This is a genomic window from Nitrosomonas sp. JL21 (genome assembly GCF_009833095.1).
Lineage (GTDB): Bacteria > Pseudomonadota > Gammaproteobacteria > Burkholderiales > Nitrosomonadaceae > Nitrosomonas.
This window is the reverse complement of record NZ_QRCB01000023.1, coordinates 43,251-63,437: the sequence shown is the minus strand read 5'-3', so window position 1 is coordinate 63,437 and position 20,187 is coordinate 43,251. Positions and strand designations below refer to the sequence as shown.

The window sequence follows — 20,187 nt, the reverse complement described above, 5'->3', positions numbered from 1 at the left end:
AAATAATATTCATTTAGCTAGCTATCTAGCTATCTGAAATGTAACATTGCTGAATGTTGAGTTAAAAATATTTATTAGGTGAGATTATCCTGTCGAATGATCGAATGATGGCATTTGAAAGGTAATTCAGAATTAGGATAGCTAAAGCTATCCATTTTCGAAAAATGGAAGATAGCTATCTATTATTATGAGGAGAATGTTTTGCCAACTATTGTATTTGCATCATCTAAAGGTGGTGCGGGGAAAACAACTGCGGCAATTGTTTTAGCTTCAGAGTTATCACAGCATAATACAACTATTACATTAATTGATGCTGATCCGAATCAGCATAGCGCTAAATGGGCACAAAAGGACGGGTGTCCAACAAATATTAAATTAATTGAAAAGTCGACTGAGGAAACCATAATAGAAGATATTGACACAGCTCAGGAAAAAACAGCTTTTGTGTTAGTTGATCTAGAAGGAACAGCGAGCATGGCAGTAGCGAGCGCCATAAGCCGTGCTGATCTCGTTATTACATTATGTCAAGGCTCTCAGGATGATGCAGATGAAGCCGCAAAAACAATTAAGTTAGTCAATCGACAAGCAAAAGTATTAAATCGAGCCATCCCTTATGCTGTTTTAATGACTAGGACAAACCCGGCAATAACGCCGAGAACATTAAAACATATCATGAATGAATTTCATGCCGCTGGTGTAGAAATTTTCAAGACGAGTCTAATCGATAGGGAGGCTTTTAGGGCTATCCGATCTTTTGGCGGTACTATTCATGATTTAGATCCAGCTCAGGTCTCTGGGGTTGAAAAAGCGGTATCGAATGCTCATGCCTTAGCAGTGGAAGTTATAGAAAAGATTAAGAGTTTGAAGAAAGAGAGAGAACTGAATCATGGCTAAAGAGCGCGCACATTTAGATTTAAGCGATGATTTGGACGTGTCAGAATTCTTACCTTTAAAAAAGGAGAGAACTCAAGAAATTGAAACCAAGACCCTAGAAAGGGTCGCTGAGCAATCTGGTTTTGTAAGTAGAAAACATAAAAGTCAACGAAGAAGAAAACCTCAATCCCCCTATAAAACACAATTGAATGTTAAGTGTCGCGAGGAAATGAAAGAGCTTTTTCAAGATATCGGTAATGAATTGGATTTTCATGATCGTACGACATTTGAACAAGCTCTTCTCGCAATAATTGAGAAATATGAACTTAGTGAATTATTGAAGCGCTACAGAGAAATAGTTCAAGAAAAATAAGAAAAAAGAATTTTAATAGTTAGCAAATAATTATTGGTGCAAAATCGAAAAAGTTTTATTGACAATGGAAATGATAAAAACGCATTGCGAAAACTTGCATGTATCCTATAAAATATGCACAACTAATCTAATTTATGTTGTAATTCTTTAAGGAACAAACATGCAAAGCATGACCATCGAACAGCTGCGTGCTGCGAGTGATGCAGGCGGAGTGGAGGGTGTAACCCTAAAAGGGCAGGGTGGGGCGTTCTTTATACAGATCTCCACGCGTAGCGGATCCACTGCTTTGCTGGCGAAGGCCCGCAGCAACGAGCCGCGCCGATTCGGTAATCCCGTTGCAGCCTTGAACGTCCTGCGCGACGTGGGCATCACCATCGGCCAGTTCGACGCCAGCGAATGGAACCCGGCCGAGAAAGAGGAAACCGCCGGCAACCGTGGCCGGGCCGACGCTATGCGCAAGGCGCACCAAGCCGCCGCCTATACGGAGTGGCTGGCCGCCGAGATTCAGGAATCCATCGACGACCCCCGGCCGAACATTTCGCACGATGACGTCATGGCCGAAATGGATGCCGACATTGCCGCCCTGATGGCCGAACACAAGCCGGCCGCGAGGAAGCGGGCATGAAGGGGCAACCGCACCAGCCCGAGGGCATCCCGCCGGCCATCCTGGCCGCGCTGGCGGCCGAACCGGCCAGGAACATGACCGACGCCGAGCGGGCGGCGCTTGAGCGCCTTATCCGCATCGCCAAGGCCCACACCGGCCAGAGCCGGCGCGTTGCTGATTTCCTGCTGGCGTGGTGGAATGCCGGCAGTTGCGGCAGCTTCGACCTTACCGCGCTATGGGCACTGGACGATGCAATAACGGCCGACATGGCGATCGTGTTTGCCTTCATCGCCCGCGTCAGCAAGTACCCCGACAGCCTGGGCTATGAAGCCGACTTCAAGGCCATCGTGCACGCATGGCGTCCCGATTTGGACGACTGATCCGAAACGAAAACAAACAACCTTACCGCGTTGAATGGCGGCAGAAGGCCCGCGAGGATTTGAGTGCCATTGTTCGATACATCGGCAAAGAGAATCCGCCCAAAGCGCAAAGCTTTGGCCAAGAATTACGTGATAAGACCTTATCTCTTACACATCATCCAGAGCTTGGTCGTACTGGACGGCCTGGCCTGCCGGATTATATGCGCGAGCTGGTCGTCCATCGAAATTACATTGTGCTCTACCGTGTGCTGGATGAAAGCCGTACCGTCGAAGTTTTGCGAGTGAAACATACGGCGCAGCAAATGCCGTGACGTAGTGAAGATGAACCGGCAATTTGATTCGCATAGCCGTAATTTGTTTAATCAGTATTTTCAAGTTTATAATCTATGTGTTCTTTTTTTGCTGATAGGATCGATCTTCTTGAGATTTAATTTCTCGTTGTCGTATTGAATAGAAACGGTTTTACCGGCAACCGGAGGTTTTTCAAATAACTCCAATTTGTGTGCAATATAATCCTGATTGACTTGCTGATAGACTATACTTTTTTCTTTGTCTACAAAAAGAAGCAATCCCTCATAAACGCTTTTTTCTGTTTCAGCAGCCTTTGAAATGAAAAGGTTGTAAATTCCCGGTTTAATGCCTTCTTCAACCGGCTTTATCAAACCCGTAGTCTTCCAGCCATTTTCAGTTAAATTCTGAAGAGCCCGGTGGCCATTCATGACAATGAGTCGTTGTTTCATTTATCTAAATTAAGAGAGACTTCGTGGATGATCATTTCCAAGTCAAACTCTTTTTTATTGACGCCAAAAAAGAAAGCCGTCAGATTAAAAGCTCCGCGACCCGCCCCGTCAAATTCCCCTTCTTTTAAAGAGTTTAGGATTGAATGAAATAAATCTTTGCATTTCTGACCAGCTACATAGTATTTCTGAAGTGCCTCCGAGATCGTTGTCTTTTGAGCATTGGATAGTTTTTTCATAATATCCTGGGGTTGATGCGTGCGTTTTTTGAGCCGTACATAAATGTAAGTAAGCAAGTCATCGGCATTAAGTTTACGTTTTTCTGATTTATTCTTAACACTGTTCTCGTTGAGGTCAGATGGGTGATAAGGGGCCTGACGTGTCAATTCAGTCATGATGCCTTTCTCATCATCTCTGGATTCGAGAAATTTTCTGAATTGTTGTACCTTCGATCGCGTAAGGTCTTCTGGTTTGCTGTAATTCAACCAATCAGTCAATTCCAGGGGATATCTCTTAAAAGTTTTCTTTAAATTGAATATGGTTGCGATATCCGTTAATACCCCCGAATTAAATAGCTCGGCGATGGGATCAGGTAAATCCATTGCGGCAGCATGTAATGACACATAGGATGGGGACTTGCCGATCAACTTGGCAATTTGCTCATGAGTTTTACCAACGGCAACTTCGCGGCCGATGTAATCTACAATTTCACGAGATGTTAGATTATCCCGCTGCAGATTTTCAACGACCTGGTCAGCCAAACTGTAATCAGTATCGATATAGGCAGGAATTGAGACAAGCCCCGCACTTTTGCTGGCACGAAATCTTCTGGCGCCATGATTGATGATATAAGTACCAGACTTATCAGGATTGGGGCGCACAGAAATAGGCGTCTTGACCCCGCGTGTTTTAATAGTTTCGGTTAATTCTGCGAGAGAATCCGGATCAAATATCTTTCTTGGCTGGGTTGGGTCTTCAACAATCAAATCCAGTGGAATTTGACTCGCACCTAATACATCAGGTGCTTTATTGGGTTCAGCTACAGTATTCTTACTTACCATTGATTTAATGATTACCTTGTATGCGAAGTAGTTCTACCAGTTAATTTTGCAACGCTTAAAGTGCAATATATCACTGCGATAATTTCATCAAATGTAAGAAAAATTAGTAATATTCATAGCAAAAATAGTCGCATTTCAGTAAGAATAAAATAGTTTATTGTATATTGCTCTGATATTTATAAATATTTTGTAAAATTCAAACGATCTTCGGTTGCTCAAAAACCAAAATTCAGCAGTACGTGACCCATTCATTTTTGTTTGCTTTTGATTATCATCTAGCCAATAAATCGTATACATTTACTCCAAGTGGTCATTATAACCTTAATACCATAATATGTATTAGGAATAAACCAAAACTCAAATACTTAACTGCTAATGATACAAGGATCAAGATATGTACAATTTAATTCTGACCACTAACATTCTCAGGATTCTGCGCGAGAAAAAAATAAGCAAGGCGGAGCTGTCTGAAAGGGCGGGAGTATCCATCTCATTTCTAAATGATCTGACTCATGACAATGCCAATCCATCGCTTAGAATTATTGAAGCTATTGCCAAGGCTCTGGGCACACCATTGCCGCTCTTGTTTGATAGTTCGGATCTCAGAATTTACAACAAGCCGACCACCCCAAGTACGACGGAAGAGCAGATCAGAAATAACCCGCTGGGGATTTATATTCAGGATTTCTCCTGGTCAAAACAAACCTAAAGAGACCGCTCATCATGAATTCATTACGGTTTTCGCGAGTATTCAGTTCTTTCAATGCTATGGGCGCGCTTATCATCACGTTTGCATGGGCCACTCCTATTCATGCAAACGGTTTATCTGAAGCGTATTTCACCGACAAAAGCCCACAGCTCACACCTCAGGAACGCGCAGCCATCGACTTGGCCAAGAAATGGCAAGCCGCCAACCCTACTGGCGTGAAACCGGTTGCTGGACCCGATGGCTCCATTCGGTTTTTGTTTGGCTCGCAGCAACCGAGCATCGTCTGTGCGGTATTGCAGGTCTGCGATATCGAATTGCAGGCCGGGGAACAAGTCAATTCGATTCATCTGGGCGATCAGGCCCGCTGGCTCGCTGAACCGGCCGTGACAGGGCAGGGAGTCCAAGAAGTTCAACACCTCATTGTAAAACCGCTCGATGTGGGGTTAGAGACTTCATTGGTCGTGACGACCAACCGGCGCACCTATCACTTGCGGCTGCGATCCCATCGGCGTGATTTCATGCCCAGAGTGGGATTTACCTATCCTGAGGATGCGTTAGCCAAATGGGATGCGATCAAATCGCGTGAGAGCCATGCGATGGATATCAAACGATCTAGAACGATGCCTGAAACCGGGGAATATCTGGGAAATCTCGATTTTGCGTATTCGGTGAATGGCAGTGCGGCCTGGAAGCCGATCAGAGTCTATAACGATGGCCAGAAAACCATCATACAGATGCCAAGCATCATGGCGCAGACAGAAGCACCGACGCTGTTATTGCTGAACAGGGAAGGGGGGTTGTTTCGGGACGATGAGACGGTGATGGTCAATTATCGTCTGCAGGGCGATCGTTATATCGTCGATGCCGTGTTCGATCGGGCCATTTTGATTGCAGGGGTCGGAAGTAACCAAAGCCGGGTGACGATCTCTCGGGGGAATTGATGATGAACATAAAAATGAATCATTCTCACGGCTTCTTGATTCTGTTGCTGGCGTCCATGTTGCTGAAAGGATGCGCGACAACGCAATATGGCAATTTCATTCAAAACCCATCGCTGCAAGCTAGTCAGTCCATGGCAATGGATGCCGCAGCCCAGATTGATCGGCTCTATCCGGCTGCCACGACGCAATTCTCGATAGCTCATGCAGTTAATGATGCTTTTGGGCAAACGCTGGTTGAGAAACTGCGGGTTTCAGGATTTGCCGTGCAGGAAATCCCTGAATCATCGATTGAGCAATTCTTGTTTGTCGCCCCTCAATTAGATGCAGAACACAAAGCCGGTCTTCGGTTGAGCTACATCGTGGATCAATCGGATGATCTCTATCACGCCAATCTGATGATTGGAGATACGCGCTTGTCGCGTGCATTTGTGGCCCGCGCCGACAGTATCCATCCCGCCGGATTATGGGTTAAGAAAGAAGAGTAGGGGGACAGAATGTCAACGCAATCGAACCTCCTATCTCAAGACCGCGCACCGGGTAATATTGTTAAATCTGCCGGGGTTCGGCGCGTCAATAATCTGCCGATCGTCATATTTGGCGCAATCATGCTGGTTTTTATGCTGCTCATGATGATTGTAGCGATGAATCGCGCAGCCGAGCGCAATCAGCCACCCCCTGACACTACTCAAGATGTGCAATCGAGCCAATCGTTTGCCTCACTCATCGCAAAAGATTATGTCGGCGGTATGATCGAGCCTAAAAACCCACCGGCAGTACCGGATTCCAAAATGCCCCTGCCGGGGCTCATTATCGAGCGGCCCGCTGATCTGGATCGACCTCCGTTGCCGCCTGGAGTAGGCGTCCAACCTTCCAATCCAGCACAAAACCCAGATCTTGCACACATCCGCATGCTCAAACGCCAGCAACTGGAAGAGGCCATCAAGGCTAAAACCCAGGTCAATGTCGTTGCTCCTCGAAGCAGCACATCCTCACCCAATACCACACCGACGCGCGATGAAATGCTCGCTGAGATGGCCTCTGTGCGGCATCAGATCGATTCGACGTTGCGTGAGGATCCAACGACGGCGTATCAGGCGCGTTTGGCTAAATTGCGCATGAATGGTCATGGAAATAGGGGAGATGTGAGAGGCTTGGGAGCGGGGAGGGGAGAGGAGGTTATGGATGATATGGCACCCCGCTTGGTGGATGATGAGCAGAAAAAACAAGCACAGGATTATTCACGCTTTGATTCGACTGATGGTGAAAAACGCTGGACATTAAATAGTGACGTGCAAAAACCCGCATCGCGCTATGTATTACAAGCAGGATTTGTAATTCCGGCCACCTTGATCTCCGGTATCAATTCCAGCCTGCCGGGGCAGATCATGGCCCAGGTGAGTCAACACATCTATGACTCACCCGTGGGTCGCTGGCGCTTGATACCGCAAGGATCCCGGCTGGTTGGCACCTACTCCAGTGATGTGGAATACGGCCAGGCAAGGGTTTTGGTTGCCTGGCAGCGCATCATCTTCCCAGATGGCAAGACGATGGACATTGGCGCCATGCCCGGTGCTGATGGGCTGGGGTATGCCGGATTTAACGATCAGGTGAATAACCATTACCTTCGAATCTTTGGCTCAGCACTGATCATGTCGGCGATTGTGGCGGGTTCAACCTATAGCCAGCGCGATGCGGGAAGTACGTTTGGACGGCAGAACGCTGGCAGCATCATGAGCCAGGCACTGGGGCAGCAATTAGGACTGGTCACGGCCAATCTGATTCGCAAAAACCTCAATATCTCACCAACGCTCCAGATCAGGCCGGGATATCGATTCAACATCATAGTAACCAAAGATCTGAGATTCTCTAAACCGTATCAGTCCTTTGATTATTAATACAGGAGAATGCCAATGGTAAATGCTGGAAGTAAACCCATTCGATTCATCATGATGCTGCTGGTCATCATGAATGCAGGGCTTACATCAAATGCTCGTGCAACGGGGATTCCTGTCATCGATGCGGCCAATATCGCTCAAAGCATTGTTACCGCAACAGAAAGTGTGGATCAAACCCTTATACTCATAGATCAATACAAAAAACAGCTCGAGCAATACGAAAACATGGTCAGAAATACCTTAGCGCCTCCAGCATATCTTTGGGCGAAGGCCCAGTTCGCAATGAACAAACTCATCCACCTGACCAACACGATACGCTATTACGAGCAGACCTATGGAGGGATAGACGGTTATATGCAGCGGTTTCGTAATGTCGAGTATTACCGCAGCTCACCGTGTTTCAGTGTCGAGGAAAAATGCAATGAAGCAGCCTGGAAATTACTGCAGGACGGTCAAAATACCAGCACCGATGCCCAGAAGAAGGCTAATGATGGGCTTCTGACCGGTTTGAGTGAGCATCAGAGTCAGATGCCGGTTGATGCTGCGCACCTGCAATTATTGCAACAGAGAACTGAAACAGCCGAAGGGCAGATGGCAGCACTGCAATACGCCAATCAACTCGCGGCATTCCAGGCTAATCAGCTGTTACAGATGCGTCAGATGCTGATTGCGCAGCACAATGCACTGAATACACAAGCCCAGGCTGAAGTGGATCTGAAGGCTATGCAGCAGGCTGCGCGGGGAGTGGCGATTAAGCGATTGAGTCCTGAGATACTACCTGTGGGTAGGAGTTGGTCGGTTAGAGATGGGTTTTAATAAATTAGCTCAAGGAGAAGACAATGAAAATACGTGATTTAAGCATTGCAGTGGTGGGGTTATCGGCTTTTTTGCTGTTATCGGGTTGTTATAAGGATGGTGATGGCAAGCTGGAGATGAAAGAGCCTAAGAAGGAGTTGAGTGAGATGCCGGAAAGGAAGAATTGGTCTGTTAAAGATGCAGAAGGCTTCGGCGAATAAATAGCAGTAATCAATTACATGTAACTCAACCTGGGGATTACAAATGCAAAAGTTTAATTTAGGCACCGTTTTAATCCTATTTTTCTTTATGTGCTTATCAACAAGCGCATTTGCTGAGTTGTCTTATATAGATCCAACATCCAATCAAAGCGTGCTGGATCAGGTAGTGCAGAAATTTGGCGGAAAAGTTAGATCATGGAAGAACATTATTCAAGCTGCAGCAGAACGTTTATTCTGGACGCTAGTTTTGATTTCCATGGTATGGACTTTCGGCATGATGTTGTTACGCAAAGCGGATATAGCTGATTTCTTTGCTGAGTTTACGCGCTTTATTATTTTTACGGGACTGTACTTCTGGCTGCTTACCAACGCAGTTTCAGGACACAATATCGCCGGTACAATCATCTTGTCGATGGAAGATCTAGGAAGAACTGCAGCAGGATTACCTCAAGGTGCAAGTCATTCCAGTGTCATAGATACCGGTGTTTTGATCTGGACTCAGGCCACAAATAATCTCACCTTACTACAACCTGTAGATAGTTTAATCGCGATGATTATCTCGCTGATCATCCTAGTTGTTTTGGCCGTCATTGCGGTCAATATGCTGCTATTGATGATTTCTTCCTGGGTACTGATGTATGCGGGGATATTTTTTCTGGGATTTGGTGGGGCACGCTGGACAACGGATATTGCCATCAATTACTTTAAAACAGTGCTGAGTATTGGCGTTCAGTTATTTGTAATGCTGCTGATAGTAGGTATCGGTAGCGATCTGTTGACCAGTTTTTACACCAAGATGGGCAAGAATGTGCTCAATTATGAAGAATTGGCGGTGATGCTGATTTTTTCGATTGCGTTTTTTGTGTTGATATCCAAGTTGCCGCCATTATTGGCGGGGATTATTACGGGCAGTTCCATAGGATCGAATGGTGGAATTGGTGGTTATAGTGGGGGCAATTTCCTAGCAGGGGCAGGGACTGCGGCAGCGGTTGCCTCTTATGGCGGGTCACTGGTTGTCAGTCGGGTTGCAGCGGCTACATCTTCACGATATGGAACGGAGGCTTTGAGAAATGCCATAGAGAAAGGCCAGGCATATGAGGCAGCAAGAGGTGGGAATATTTCGGGTGGAAGAGACTTATGATGGATTTGCCTCCGGACATGCAGGAGCGTGTAGTTTGTTCGGTCGCTGCTGCTATCAAGTATGAGATACCTGCCAATATCATGCTCGCCATAGCGGAAAAGGAGGGTGGTAAACCTGGGCAGCGGGTGCGAAACAGTAATGGTACGTATGATTTCGGCTCGATGCAGTTCAATACAGCATATTTAAAGGATTTATCCAAATATGGCATTAAACCTGATCATGTGTCAGCTGCGGGTTGTTATGCTTTTGACTTGGCCGCTTGGCGTATACGGCTACATATCAGGAATGATCAAGGGGATGTCTGGACTAGGGCAGCGAATTATCATTCACGAACGCCAAAATATAATGCGACGTATCGGGCTGACTTGATAGCTAAGGCAATTAAGTGGGCGGAATGGTTAGAGAAGAGGGATTGATAAATTGCTTAGCTTAAGTTATTAAGCAGTTAGGTTGATCTTCGGAGTTTATAAATATTGAGGTATATGGAATTCTGTCTCCTCCCTTTTACCGTTTGGGGTTTTCTCAGACCCACACGAGAATTGAGGTTGAACAAATTCTATTTTTTGATTAATTCCATTGGTTACGTCATACACTACAATATTACACGTTGCAGCTTCATCGGTAATATTTACAATTGTTTTATATTTTCTATCGGGATTAGGTTGAAAATAACCATAAACTGAACAGCTTCTCATTTCGAAAGACCTACCTTCGAAATAATCAGATCGAAAAGCAAATACTTCATGAGCAGATATTTTAATTTGCGGAATTTCTCTGACTGACTTATATGAAAAACCTGCGCTTCTACCAACGAGAGATCCATAAGAAGAATTTTTACAGGTATCTTTATTTATTGCAGAGACCACTACTGAGTTACTTATACCACGTGAACTATAACTGTATACATCAAGTGAAAACTCAGATGATTCAATGTTTGGAGGAAATTAATGAGTTGAAGAACAAGCAGATACTAAAATTATTATGGTCAAGCTAATAATTCGAAGAAAGCTCATAATTGGCCTAATTTCTATTAATTCATAGCTTTGATACGGTGCCAGATTAGCTGAGTTTAACCTTAAAGCGAGATTTCAATCCAGTCATTCCACAATTTTTGATTTTAATTTAAACAATTCCCATAATCCTGGATGTATTCTGCGTTCACCGGCTTCCCATCTATGCCATGCTCGCTCTGTGCAGTAGATTAATTCACCGGATTTTTATCGGATAACCCTATAAATTATCAAGCGTTTTTAATTAAATGCACATAATAAAATGCCTTCCGATAAGAGGGAAATATGCAAACAAACTTAAAAAAAATCCGCGTTAAATTTGCTACGGTCTATTATCACGAAGTAATTGACGGCCTTTATGAGTCTTCAGTAAACATGAGAAATCAATTAATGAAAAACTTACAACGGCAAGCTGCTGAAATAGAAGCGGACGATACGCTCGATCCAGACGATAAGGAGCAATTACTTAGTTCTTTAGATGATGAACGCTACATAGCTCACCTTACGACAGAACTTGCAGGAGAGATGATGATCGTTGCATTATTTAAGACATCTGAAATCTCCATAAAAGAAATGGCAATTGCAAGTGAGCTTTTTACGAAAAACCAAATCAATAAATTTCTTAAATTTTGTGAATGGGATGTAAATCTTAAGGAAAAATTATGCGATATAACTACGCTCAATAACTACAACTCATACGATGAGCTTAGGTTGATTAATAATTGCATAAAACATAGCGGTAAGGTTAATAAATCGCTTGCGAGTTATCCAGGGTGGATAAAAGGTAACAAGCTAGATGAACTGGATATGCATTATCACCGCCTAAAGGGTGGGGTCATTAAGTTTGTTAATGAAATTCAAGATGCGATCATAAGAAAAATTCCATGATTAAAGCAAATAGGGGTAAAACAAGCAGTTGTGTCACCAGCCGCCATTTGCTGGAGTTGCCTTGCAGCGTTTAAATGCCTAATTTGAGATTACAGGAGCCTTTTCAATTGCTCTATAAAGGGTTCGCACAGAAACATTGAGGGATTTAGCTACGATACTTATATGCTCCTGCCCTGCTAGCAGCTTTCTAGCATGTTCAATCTGTTGTTTAGATAATTTTGGTTTGCGCCCCATAACTACCCCGCGAATTTTGGCCGCCTCCCGTCCTGCTTTGGTGCGCTCAACGATTAGCGAGCGTTCCAGCTCTGCCATAATGCCGAGCATCTGCCACATTGCCCGGCCTGTCGGTGTTGTCGTGTCAATTGCTTCTGTAACCGATTGAAAAGCAATTCCCCGCGCTTTTAATTCATCCAGCAGAGAAATGATGTCGCCGAGCGATCGTCCTAGCCGGTCGAGTTTATAAACTGCCAGCGTATCGCCTTTGTTTAAACTCTTAAAACAATTTTGTAGTTGTGAGCGTTTAGCATTAGCTCCGGTGGCCGTATCTTTAAAGAATGATTCGCAACCGATGGCTTTTAAGGCGGCAATTTGTAAATCGTCGTTCTGTTCCTCTGTGGACACCCGAATATAGCCGATTTTCATAATAACTTCTGACACTAATTTATGTCACATTTTTTAGGCTTTTAAAATATTGTTTAGATAAGCTGATAATATGAAATGATTTAGATAGAGTCCTGGCGACAATTCAAAATTTAGATTGAGGCCGTAAAATGCTTGATTCAATATTATTGGAAGCTTGCAACCCTGAGCTAAATATCTGGCGTTCCTACCGTATAACCTTCGGACAAGACTTATTCGGTAGCTGGATAGTTGAACTGAGCTATGGTCGCATCGGCTCAAGAGGCCGAAGCAGAACTATCTTAGCTGAAAGCGAAACCCAGGCTATGGGCTATGTTGAACAATGCCTTAAAAAAAGGCAATCTGCCCCGAAGCGTATCGGGGCTAGTTATAGAATTAAGCAATTATCCAGACAAGGAAATACGAGTAAGCTGCTGTCAAAAATTAGCGATGAATTCCAATCGGCAAATCAAGATTGATTTTTTCATACGGAACATGCGGGGTAATTGTTCCGCTTTTATTTTTAGTCAGTTCTACTAACCCAAAACGAGCCATATTATTAAGGGTACGGGAGAGATTAGATTTTGCCCGGCCTGACATATGCTCAAGTTCTGTTATTGAATTTGGCTGCTGCTCGATAATAATATCAAGCAATTTACGGTTTTTTTTAGAAAGCACCTGAGCTAGGCTCTCTATTGATGTGAACCATATTGTAGGTTCATCGCAAGATGGCTTTATTTCACCGCGGGCAATAGCAAGAGTTCTTTCTTTCATCTCTTCATAACTGGCAATGCCAATTTTTAAAGTCTTCATGTTGTAATTCCTCTTTCCTTCATTACCCTGTCTACTTCGTCCCAGAAATCAGCAAGTAAATCTGCTGCATTAGTGTATTCATAGGGCTTAATCGTTCTCATTCGATGAATATGGTCATGTTTGGCAGCCCTAACTCGTGAAATTCCCCGTTTCTCACTAACAGCATGTGCATTATCGAACCCAAGTAACCGCTCTCCTTTGCCGTCATGCAGAGTTAATGAATAACTCAGCCCGTGGGGACGTTCTTCTGTATAAGGGACGCGATGAACAACAAATTTAACCCAGTGCTGATTAGCAGGGTCAATAACCATAATTACACCATTAAGCTCTAATAGTGTTTCCAGTCCATAATCTGATTTCGGTTCTGTCATTCGCGGATAATGTTATCACCTGATGATAACATTATCAAGTATATTGCTCTGCCCAATTTATTTTTGACAGAGGATATAATGCGAAGTGTCGGGAAGACTTGATGGACAAGGCTGTTAAATGGGCGGATTGGTTGGAGAAGAGGCATTAATATTTGATTCCAGTGCTCGCACCGTCGACCGGCGCGAGGGACATAAGCTGCAAGCCGAAATGCTATTCCGAACCCTAGCTCGGTGATTATTTATTTGGCTATTCCTTCTGCTAAATGCTTCTTAAAGAAGAATTAATTTTGCACCTAAGCCGATTATTCCACAAAGGCTTATTACTTCAAGAACATTCCTCTTAAAACGAAATAGCGCAATCGCTGCAATGATTGCAATTGATACTGATATCCAATCAAACTCTCCATTAAATCCCTGCGGCCAAAGAACATGATAGCCAAAGAACATGGCCAAATTTAATATAACCCCAACAATGGCTGCTGTGATTGCTGTTAGCGGTGCAGTAAATCTCAAGTTATCGTGGGTTGATTCGACTATTGGCCCACCCGCAAGAATAAACATAAATGAGGGTAAAAAGGTGAACCAAGTTACTATGATGGCAGCCATCGAACCTGCCATAAATAGCATATCTGACCCTAAGAGCTCTTTTGCGTAGCCACCAATAAAAGCCACAAAAGCCACTACCATAATTAAGGGGCCAGGGGTTGCTTCTCCAAGTGCTAGCCCATCTATCATTTGCTCAGGTGTTAGCCACCCGTAAAATTCAACTGCTCCTTGATAAATGTACGGCAAAACTGCATAAGCGCCACCAAAGGTTAACAACGCAGCTTTTGTAAAGAACCACGCCATTTGGGTGAAGTCATGATTCCATGAATAAAGCACCGTCAAAAATAATATAGGGATTAGCCATAACAATAATCCTGTTACGATGATCGAGCTAAGCCTTATCCAAGAAAATTTTGCATGTTCTGGAGTTGGAGTATGGTCATCAATTAGGGCTGCACCGTAAGAAATACTAGCTTTCCCATGTGAGTTATTTACACGAAAAATTTGTGGTCTATATATTCCTCCGATAAAACCTATTAGAGTAGCAGTAGCAACTATGAAGGGAAAAGGGATTTTAAATAGAAATATTGCGATAAACGATGCTATAGCGATAAAGAAAAGAAAATTGTTCTTGATAGTTCTTGATCCGATCCGATAGGCAGCTTGAAACACAATCGCAGTTACTGCAGGCTTGATTCCATAAAATATTCCCGCAACTAGGGGAACATCCCCGAATGCAATATATATCCAGGAAAGGGCGATTAGGATAAAAAGAGAAGGGAGAACGAATAAGACCCCAGCAATAATGCCACCCCACGTGCGATGTAATAACCAGCCGACATATATAGCAAGCTGTTGAGCTTCTGGCCCTGGCAACAACATGCAATAGTTCAGCGCATGGAGAAATCTTCTTTCAGAAATCCAATGCATACGTTCAACCAGATCTTGATGCATAATTGCGATTTGACCGGCTGGACCTCCAAAGCTGATAAGCCCGAGCTTTAACCAATACCAAAACGCTTCAGACAAAGTTACATTTTTAGGCGGAGTTACATCGCGATTTGAGGAATTATCAGAAATATTTGTATGTGACTCGTCCATAGCTTCTCCTTGGAATTATCCAAAAAAAGCAGGCCTTGGACGAAATTGTCTTAGAGTGGGGAGGCTGCTGAATCCCCGCTCGAATTATAGCATTAAAAAACTGAGGTTAAGCAGACACTCAAAAATGGGTGGCATGGAAAAGATTTTGTTCAAATAAATGCTTCATTCAGGTTTAGTTATAATTTCCGCAGTTTAGCCAATTACCAAATTGTCGGTTTCAGCTAGCTTACAATGATCAATAGCAATCGATATTAACAACGAAGAAATTCTTTTCCAGCTATATTTTTATTTAAAACCCCTCAGCTCAGCTATCAGATAGATCCTCTGAATATTCGAAGTATACGCAAACACATTCGCCGGGAATTTAAGAATAGCTACAAATCAAATATAATTGTTAAAGCTTGTTTGATCACTTGGAGATATTGATTCTCAACCTTTCCTTGCTTCTTGCCAATTCGGGAGATATCAATTGCACGCAGTTGTTTGAGATTGATATGACGATCCTTATCTAATCCATTATCATTTGTTGGCGTCAAATTTACTGCAAATGGCCACGACTTATGATTGGGAAGCAACGGTGCCACAATCAAAGTTTTTGATTGTATATTCACCAGATCGCTTTGAATGATTACGCACGGTCGCAGTTTTTGAGTTTCAGCACCGAGAGATGATTCCAAATCCATCCAGTAAATATCAAGTTGCTTAAACTCTGTCATTTGTGAGTCCGTCCGATAGAGCTGTGTCCCATTCTTTTAATTCTTCCTGATACTCAGAGTCCGCAGCTTCTTCTTGGTTTGCTTTTAGCAAAGCTTGCTTAAGATGATTCATTCGTTCCTGCTTTAGTAGCTCATTGATATATGCACTACGATTTTCACCAGCAATATTATTTAAAAAGATAAAACTTTCATCATCCAATGTAATGGTTGTTCGATGTGTCATAGTATTCTCACATTAAAAAAGGATATCTTTTAATCATACTATGAGGTGTTTCAATAATACAATCTATCAATTCGAATAATGATATTTAATATGTGATAATGTCCTTTATCACATGTATGAATGATAGTAAAATTCACTCATCCCGATTGCATTTTGTCCTAACCAAAGAATGTCCAGTTTAATTTCTCTGACAAAAATTTCCTGCCCGTCACTGGTTACCGCATCCGGTGAACGAGCCAGACTTCGATTTCTGGAATTCTTTGCGTCCAACATTCGCAATTCTCATACTCGCCGTGCATATGTTCGAGCGGTTTTGGATTTTTTGAATTGGTGCCAAACCGAAGCTCAAGTTGCTGCATTGATCGATATTGAGCCATTACATGTGGCCGCATGGATTGAACTACAAACCAGACGACTATCCGCTCCCAGTGTCAAACAACATTTAGCTGCCATACGTCATTTATTTGACTGGTTGGTAGTCGGTCAGATTGTAGCAACCAATCCAGCATCCTCTGTCAGAGGCCCTGCTCATCGAGTCAAAACGGGAAAAACTCCCATCCTAGATAGTGAAGATACCCGGCAATTATTGAACAGCATCGATGTCAGCAAACCTTCCGGATTAAGAGATCGGGCGCTTATTGCACTGATGGTCTATTCCTTTGCACGAATTGGCGCTGCTTTAGCGATGAAAGTTGAGGATGTTTATATACAAAATAGACGGTTATGGGTTCGTTTGCATGAGAAAGGTGGTAAAAGGCATGAAATGCCCTGTCACCATAATCTGGAAGAATATTTAAGCGCCTATATCAATGAAACCAATTTGCGTGATGATCCCAAGGGTTTCTTATTTCGCACCATTGGCCGAGGAACCGGACAATTAACCTCCTCCCCTTTAGTACAAGCAAATGCGCATGCCATGATACAAAGGCACATTATCAAATCAGGCATAGCAACAAAAGTAGGAAATCACAGTTTTAGAGCTACCGGCATTACTGCGTACCTGAAAAATGGCGGCACTTTAGAAAAAGCAGCAATTATGGCCAACCATTCGAGTACTCGAACAACACAACTATATGACCGACGCCACGATGAAATGACACTCGATGAAGTAGAAAGGATTATGATTTAAAATTTTCGAAGGGATTCTTTCTTTTCATTCATAATGTGTCCACATTCGTAATACCTTGATCTTCTTATCTTCTGAATATATCTGATATATCAGACGATGTTGAATAGTGATCCTTCTTGAATATGCACCTGATAAATCACCAATAAGCTTCTCATAAGGTGGTGGATTTTGGAATGGATTCTCTTCGAGTAATTTTAATAATTCAACCACTTTAGGCTTCAATCCAGCTTGACTGATTTTGTTTGCATCTTTCTGGGCTTGTCTGGTGAACAAGACTTCCCAATTCACCAATCCAAATCCTTAGCGCATTCAGATAAACCAGACTCCATGCTCTCTTTGATTGATGCCCGCATTCCTGGAATCGATAGTAAATACAACGTTTCATTAATCGCGGTCCAATCTTCTTCTGAGATCAATACTGCATTATTTCTTTTGCCTGTAATGACAATTGGCTGATGTGTTTCAGCAGCTTCATCAATAAGAGCGTACAACTTAGTGCGAGCCTCGGTGGCTTTAAGTATGTTCATAATAATTCCTTTCACTAACACGTTATCGTACGGTATAACGTACGATAATGCAAAAGTTTTAGCGAAAAAGACTTATTTTTCCTAAATACTCCAGAGCTTTGTCCTACTTGTGCTGACGGGGTACAGCGTCGGGCTCCACTCTGTCGGACTAAAAACTCGCATGTGCCTTAAGTCACATACAACCAGAATTTGAACTATTAATCTATGTTTGATGGTGGAAGATTCATTTTAACTTCCGACGATAGTATGAAACTAAGTTTAAATATACTCCGAGTAAAGAAGTGGTTGAAAGCGCCAAACGACAGCGCGGTTAAATATCAGAGAGCGAAGAAGCCTGGCAAGTTGACACTATTTGAATCCAGGTTGCTGTTGGCGCTAGAAGCGGATGCACGTCGTCCGAAGAAGGATCGGCGCACAGCGTTGATGCTGTTCAAAGAGATATTGAACGAAGGCTATACGGGCGGTTATAGCATTGTTTGCGATTTTATCCGAGGGTGGCGTAATCAAGGCAGTCAGAGTAAATCAGTGTATGTGCCGTTGCGGTTTGCGTTGGGTGAAGCCTTTCAGTTTGACTGGAGTGAAGAGTGGCTGGTGATTGGCGGCTTACACCGCAAGGTGCTGGCAGCCCATATCAAGCTATGCGCCAGTCGTGCTTTCATGTTGTCGGGTTACCCGTCACAAAGCCACGAGACGTTGTTTGAAGCCCACACCCGTGCATTCTCAGCGTTTGGAGGCGTGCCGAAACGCGGCATTTACGACAACATGAAGACGGCCGTGGACAAGGTGTCCAAAGGCAACGGGCGAGTAGTCAATACGCGTTTCTTTGCGATGACGGCGCATTATCTGTTTGATCCGGATTTCTGCAATGTTGCTTCCGGCTGGGAGAAAGGTGTCGTCGAGAAGAATGTTCAGGATATGCGCCGCCGCCTTTGGAATGAAACCAAACAGCAGCAGTTCAGTTCATTCGATGATCTGAACCGATGGCTTGAGACATGCTGCCGCGCGTTGTGGTCTGAAATTCAGCATCCGGATTACGCGGGTATTACCCTAGCCGATGCGCTGGAGCAGGAACAATTGTACTTGATGCCGATGCCAGCACCGTTCGATGGCTATATCGAAGTATTGGCGCGCGTATCCAGCACGTGTTTGGTCACATTGCACCGCATCGTTATTCCGTACCTTGCCGCCTGGCCAACCAGATGGTAGCCGTTCATCAGTATGCCGACCGTATTGAGATCGTTCATAACAATGCTGTAGCAACTTGTCATACCCGTTTGCTGGATAGCGACCAAGTCAGTTATGACTGGCAGCATTATATTCCGGTCATTGAGAAGAAACCGGGCGCCTTGCGCAACGGCGCGCCATTTGCTGAATTACCGGCGCCCCTGTTGCAGTTGCAAACAGCATAGCGACGTAGAGAACGTCAACAGGCTGATCGAATCATGGCAAAAGTACTAAGTCTGGTACCAATGCATGGGCTCGAAGCGGTGCTAGTCGCCGTTGAGCTGGTGTTGGAATCCGGTGTGCCCAGTGCTGAGCATGTCTCCAATGTATTGGCACGCCTGAAACAAACCGACATGCCGGCATCCGTCGAAACGACACTTAAGCTCAATGAAGAACCGCAGGCCGATACAGCACGCTATGACCGCTTGAACAAGCAGGGGGTGCCGTATGTCTGACATACCCGCACAATTCAAGGCGCTGAAATTATATGGCATGGCTAGCTGCTATACCGAGCTGAGGCAGCAGTATACGCCAGACCGGATGGCTGATCTTGATTCGGCAGACCAGATTTTGTCTCAACTGTTCCAAGCCGAGTCAACCGAGCGCAATATCCGTTCCATCCGCTATCAGACCCAAGCCGCCAGATTCCATGTGCAGCGTCACTTACAAGGCTTCGACTTCAGTCAGTCCAAAGTCGATCAATAACTGATTTATCAATTGGCCACGATGGAATTTACCACCGCCGCACAGAATCTTGTGCTGGTTGGCGGCACCGGTACGGAAAAACGCACCTGGCTATTGCCATTGGTACTTCAGGCATACAGCATCACAATAAAAAGGTGCGATTCGGAAGCCGCCATTGACCTGGCTAATAGTCTGGAGCAGGAAAAATCCACCGGCAAACAAGGCAGGCTTGCCCTGCGACTGTTGCAGATTGATCTGGTTATCCTTGATGAACTGGGCTATCTGCCATTCTCACAAGCCGGAGGTGCTTTATCGTTTCACTTGCTCTCCAGGCTTTATGAACGCACCAGCGTAATCATTACCACCAACCTCGCATTCGCAGAATGGAGTAACGTTTTTATCGATGCCAAAATGACCACCGCGCTTCTGGATCGACTCACGCACCATTGCCACATCATTGAAACCGGCAATGAGTCTTTCCGATACAAACAAAGCGCTGTCACTGCAAAGATTAGAATCCAGCAGCGAGAAAAAGAAAAATACTCTTCAGAAGAAAATCTGGCTAATTTGTAGTCAATTAAAATTAAACTAAAAATCAACAGGAGGC

27 protein-coding genes and 2 pseudogenes are annotated in these 20,187 nt (G+C 44.1%); 18 read left to right on the top strand and 11 right to left on the bottom strand.

The window, feature by feature from the left end; all coding sequences use genetic code 11:
- Nucleotides 1-201 precede the first annotated feature (201 nt).
- From ABF87_RS08220 to ABF87_RS08200, 5 genes are all read left to right on the top strand, one after another.
- Nucleotides 202-894 carry a ParA family protein gene (locus ABF87_RS08220; protein WP_160828653.1) on the top strand — a complete coding sequence of 231 codons (693 nt, stop codon included), beginning with the start codon at nt 202-204 and terminating at the stop codon, nt 892-894.
- Nucleotides 887-1,246 (top strand): hypothetical protein, encoded by a 360-nt coding sequence (locus ABF87_RS08215; protein ID WP_160828652.1) that lies wholly within the window; start codon nt 887-889, stop codon nt 1,244-1,246. Before ABF87_RS08220 ends, ABF87_RS08215 begins: the two co-directional genes overlap by 8 nt.
- 160 nt (nt 1,247-1,406) lie before the next feature.
- Nucleotides 1,407-1,871, top strand: coding sequence for a hypothetical protein (locus ABF87_RS08210; protein ID WP_160828651.1), 465 nt, complete (start codon nt 1,407-1,409; stop codon nt 1,869-1,871).
- The gene (locus ABF87_RS08205) at nt 1,868-2,230 is read left to right on the top strand and encodes a hypothetical protein (protein WP_240143599.1); all 363 of its coding nucleotides are present in this window, start codon (nt 1,868-1,870) and stop codon (nt 2,228-2,230) included. The genes ABF87_RS08210 and ABF87_RS08205 overlap by 4 nt, the downstream gene beginning before the upstream one ends.
- On the top strand, nt 2,206-2,541 hold the full coding sequence (locus ABF87_RS08200; RefSeq protein ID WP_160828650.1) for a type II toxin-antitoxin system RelE/ParE family toxin: 336 nt from the start codon (nt 2,206-2,208) through the stop codon (nt 2,539-2,541). Before ABF87_RS08205 ends, ABF87_RS08200 begins: the two co-directional genes overlap by 25 nt.
- Nucleotides 2,542-2,607: 66 nt before the next feature.
- On the opposite strand, the gene ABF87_RS08195 is transcribed toward ABF87_RS08200, so the two are convergent.
- Both ABF87_RS08195 and ABF87_RS08190 read right to left on the bottom strand, forming a co-directional pair.
- Entirely contained in the window at nt 2,608-2,970 is a 363-nt protein-coding gene (locus ABF87_RS08195; protein ID WP_160828649.1) for a KfrB domain-containing protein, read from the bottom strand.
- Nucleotides 2,967-4,028 (bottom strand): ParB/RepB/Spo0J family partition protein, encoded by a 1,062-nt coding sequence (locus tag ABF87_RS08190; protein WP_160828648.1) that lies wholly within the window; start codon nt 4,026-4,028, stop codon nt 2,967-2,969. The genes ABF87_RS08195 and ABF87_RS08190 overlap by 4 nt, the downstream gene beginning before the upstream one ends.
- 394 nt (nt 4,029-4,422) lie before the next feature.
- On the opposite strand from ABF87_RS08190, the gene ABF87_RS08185 reads away from it, so the two are divergent.
- Genes ABF87_RS08185 through ABF87_RS08155 form a run of 8 tightly spaced genes read left to right on the top strand, consistent with a single transcriptional unit; the run spans nt 4,423 to nt 10,146 of the window.
- On the top strand, nt 4,423-4,737 hold the full coding sequence (locus tag ABF87_RS08185; RefSeq protein ID WP_160828647.1) for a helix-turn-helix domain-containing protein: 315 nt from the start codon (nt 4,423-4,425) through the stop codon (nt 4,735-4,737).
- Nucleotides 4,738-4,796: 59 nt separating this feature from the next.
- Nucleotides 4,797-5,678: a P-type conjugative transfer protein TrbG gene (gene trbG / locus ABF87_RS08180; RefSeq protein WP_160828661.1), complete on the top strand. Its 882-nt coding sequence runs from the start codon at nt 4,797-4,799 to the stop codon at nt 5,676-5,678.
- Between the two features lie 14 nt (nt 5,679-5,692).
- Complete coding sequence (locus tag ABF87_RS08175; RefSeq protein WP_160828646.1) at nt 5,693-6,163, top strand: conjugal transfer protein TrbH; 471 nt, start codon at nt 5,693-5,695, stop codon at nt 6,161-6,163.
- Between the two features lie 9 nt (nt 6,164-6,172).
- The gene (locus ABF87_RS08170; protein WP_160828645.1) at nt 6,173-7,573 is read left to right on the top strand and encodes a TrbI/VirB10 family protein; all 1,401 of its coding nucleotides are present in this window, start codon (nt 6,173-6,175) and stop codon (nt 7,571-7,573) included.
- A gap of 15 nt (nt 7,574-7,588) precedes the next feature.
- Nucleotides 7,589-8,389, top strand: coding sequence for a P-type conjugative transfer protein TrbJ (trbJ, locus tag ABF87_RS08165; RefSeq protein WP_160828644.1), 801 nt, complete (start codon nt 7,589-7,591; stop codon nt 8,387-8,389).
- A gap of 23 nt (nt 8,390-8,412) precedes the next feature.
- Entirely contained in the window at nt 8,413-8,589 is a 177-nt protein-coding gene (locus ABF87_RS14675; protein ID WP_164503192.1) for a hypothetical protein, read from the top strand.
- A gap of 43 nt (nt 8,590-8,632) precedes the next feature.
- On the top strand, nt 8,633-9,730 hold the full coding sequence (gene trbL, locus ABF87_RS08160) for a P-type conjugative transfer protein TrbL (protein WP_160828643.1): 1,098 nt from the start codon (nt 8,633-8,635) through the stop codon (nt 9,728-9,730).
- Complete coding sequence (locus tag ABF87_RS08155) at nt 9,727-10,146, top strand: conjugal transfer protein TrbN (protein WP_160828642.1); 420 nt, start codon at nt 9,727-9,729, stop codon at nt 10,144-10,146. The genes trbL and ABF87_RS08155 overlap by 4 nt, the downstream gene beginning before the upstream one ends.
- A 48-nt stretch (nt 10,147-10,194) precedes the next feature.
- Here the strand turns inward: ABF87_RS08155 and ABF87_RS08150 are convergent, their stop codons facing one another.
- Complete coding sequence (locus ABF87_RS08150; protein ID WP_160828641.1) at nt 10,195-10,596, bottom strand: hypothetical protein; 402 nt, start codon at nt 10,594-10,596, stop codon at nt 10,195-10,197.
- Nucleotides 10,597-11,025: 429 nt separating this feature from the next.
- Between ABF87_RS08150 and ABF87_RS08145 the strand changes: the two genes are divergently transcribed.
- Entirely contained in the window at nt 11,026-11,628 is a 603-nt protein-coding gene (locus tag ABF87_RS08145) for a hypothetical protein (RefSeq protein WP_160828640.1), read from the top strand.
- Between the two features lie 78 nt (nt 11,629-11,706).
- Here ABF87_RS08145 and ABF87_RS08140 read toward each other — a convergent pair whose 3' ends face one another.
- Nucleotides 11,707-12,270 (bottom strand): recombinase family protein, encoded by a 564-nt coding sequence (locus tag ABF87_RS08140; RefSeq protein WP_160828639.1) that lies wholly within the window; start codon nt 12,268-12,270, stop codon nt 11,707-11,709.
- A gap of 128 nt (nt 12,271-12,398) precedes the next feature.
- Here ABF87_RS08140 and ABF87_RS08135 point away from each other — a divergent pair, with 128 nt between their 5' ends.
- On the top strand, nt 12,399-12,725 hold the full coding sequence (locus ABF87_RS08135; RefSeq protein WP_160828638.1) for a WGR domain-containing protein: 327 nt from the start codon (nt 12,399-12,401) through the stop codon (nt 12,723-12,725).
- Here the strand turns inward: ABF87_RS08135 and ABF87_RS08130 are convergent.
- The 5 genes from ABF87_RS08130 to ABF87_RS08110 all read right to left on the bottom strand — a co-directional run bounded on the left by ABF87_RS08130 (nt 12,691) and on the right by ABF87_RS08110 (nt 16,016).
- Complete coding sequence (locus tag ABF87_RS08130; protein WP_160828637.1) at nt 12,691-13,059, bottom strand: transcriptional regulator; 369 nt, start codon at nt 13,057-13,059, stop codon at nt 12,691-12,693. The two genes, ABF87_RS08135 and ABF87_RS08130, sit on opposite strands and share 35 nt — an antisense overlap.
- Nucleotides 13,056-13,430 carry a DUF6516 family protein gene (locus ABF87_RS08125; protein ID WP_160828636.1) on the bottom strand — a complete coding sequence of 125 codons (375 nt, stop codon included), beginning with the start codon at nt 13,428-13,430 and terminating at the stop codon, nt 13,056-13,058. The genes ABF87_RS08130 and ABF87_RS08125 overlap by 4 nt, the downstream gene beginning before the upstream one ends.
- A gap of 270 nt (nt 13,431-13,700) precedes the next feature.
- Nucleotides 13,701-15,077 carry a chromate efflux transporter gene (chrA, locus tag ABF87_RS08120; RefSeq protein WP_160828635.1) on the bottom strand — a complete coding sequence of 459 codons (1,377 nt, stop codon included), beginning with the start codon at nt 15,075-15,077 and terminating at the stop codon, nt 13,701-13,703.
- A gap of 374 nt (nt 15,078-15,451) precedes the next feature.
- Nucleotides 15,452-15,793: a type II toxin-antitoxin system PemK/MazF family toxin gene (locus ABF87_RS08115; RefSeq protein WP_160828634.1), complete on the bottom strand. Its 342-nt coding sequence runs from the start codon at nt 15,791-15,793 to the stop codon at nt 15,452-15,454.
- On the bottom strand, nt 15,780-16,016 hold the full coding sequence (locus ABF87_RS08110; RefSeq protein ID WP_160828633.1) for a CopG family transcriptional regulator: 237 nt from the start codon (nt 16,014-16,016) through the stop codon (nt 15,780-15,782). The genes ABF87_RS08115 and ABF87_RS08110 overlap by 14 nt, the downstream gene beginning before the upstream one ends.
- A 169-nt stretch (nt 16,017-16,185) precedes the next feature.
- Here ABF87_RS08110 and ABF87_RS08105 point away from each other — a divergent pair, with 169 nt between their 5' ends.
- Nucleotides 16,186-17,145, top strand: a complete 960-nt coding sequence (locus tag ABF87_RS08105) for a tyrosine-type recombinase/integrase (protein ID WP_160828632.1) — start codon at nt 16,186-16,188, stop codon at nt 17,143-17,145.
- Between the two features lie 24 nt (nt 17,146-17,169).
- Here ABF87_RS08105 and ABF87_RS08100 read toward each other — a convergent pair whose 3' ends face one another.
- Nucleotides 17,170-17,433 carry a Txe/YoeB family addiction module toxin gene (locus tag ABF87_RS08100; protein WP_160828631.1) on the bottom strand — a complete coding sequence of 88 codons (264 nt, stop codon included), beginning with the start codon at nt 17,431-17,433 and terminating at the stop codon, nt 17,170-17,172.
- The gene (locus ABF87_RS08095; protein WP_160828630.1) at nt 17,430-17,672 is read right to left on the bottom strand and encodes a type II toxin-antitoxin system Phd/YefM family antitoxin; all 243 of its coding nucleotides are present in this window, start codon (nt 17,670-17,672) and stop codon (nt 17,430-17,432) included. Before ABF87_RS08095 ends, ABF87_RS08100 begins: the two co-directional genes overlap by 4 nt.
- Before the next feature lie 312 nt (nt 17,673-17,984).
- On the opposite strand from ABF87_RS08095, the pseudogene istA reads away from it, so the two are divergent.
- Together istA and istB are read left to right on the top strand one after the other, a co-directional pair.
- Nucleotides 17,985-19,351, top strand: a pseudogene (gene istA, locus ABF87_RS08090) (IS21 family transposase); the annotation flags it as partial.
- A pseudogene (gene istB, locus ABF87_RS08080) lies at nt 19,344-20,153 on the top strand (IS21-like element helper ATPase IstB). The pseudogenes istA and istB, both read left to right, overlap by 8 nt.
- Nucleotides 20,154-20,187 lie beyond the last annotated feature (34 nt).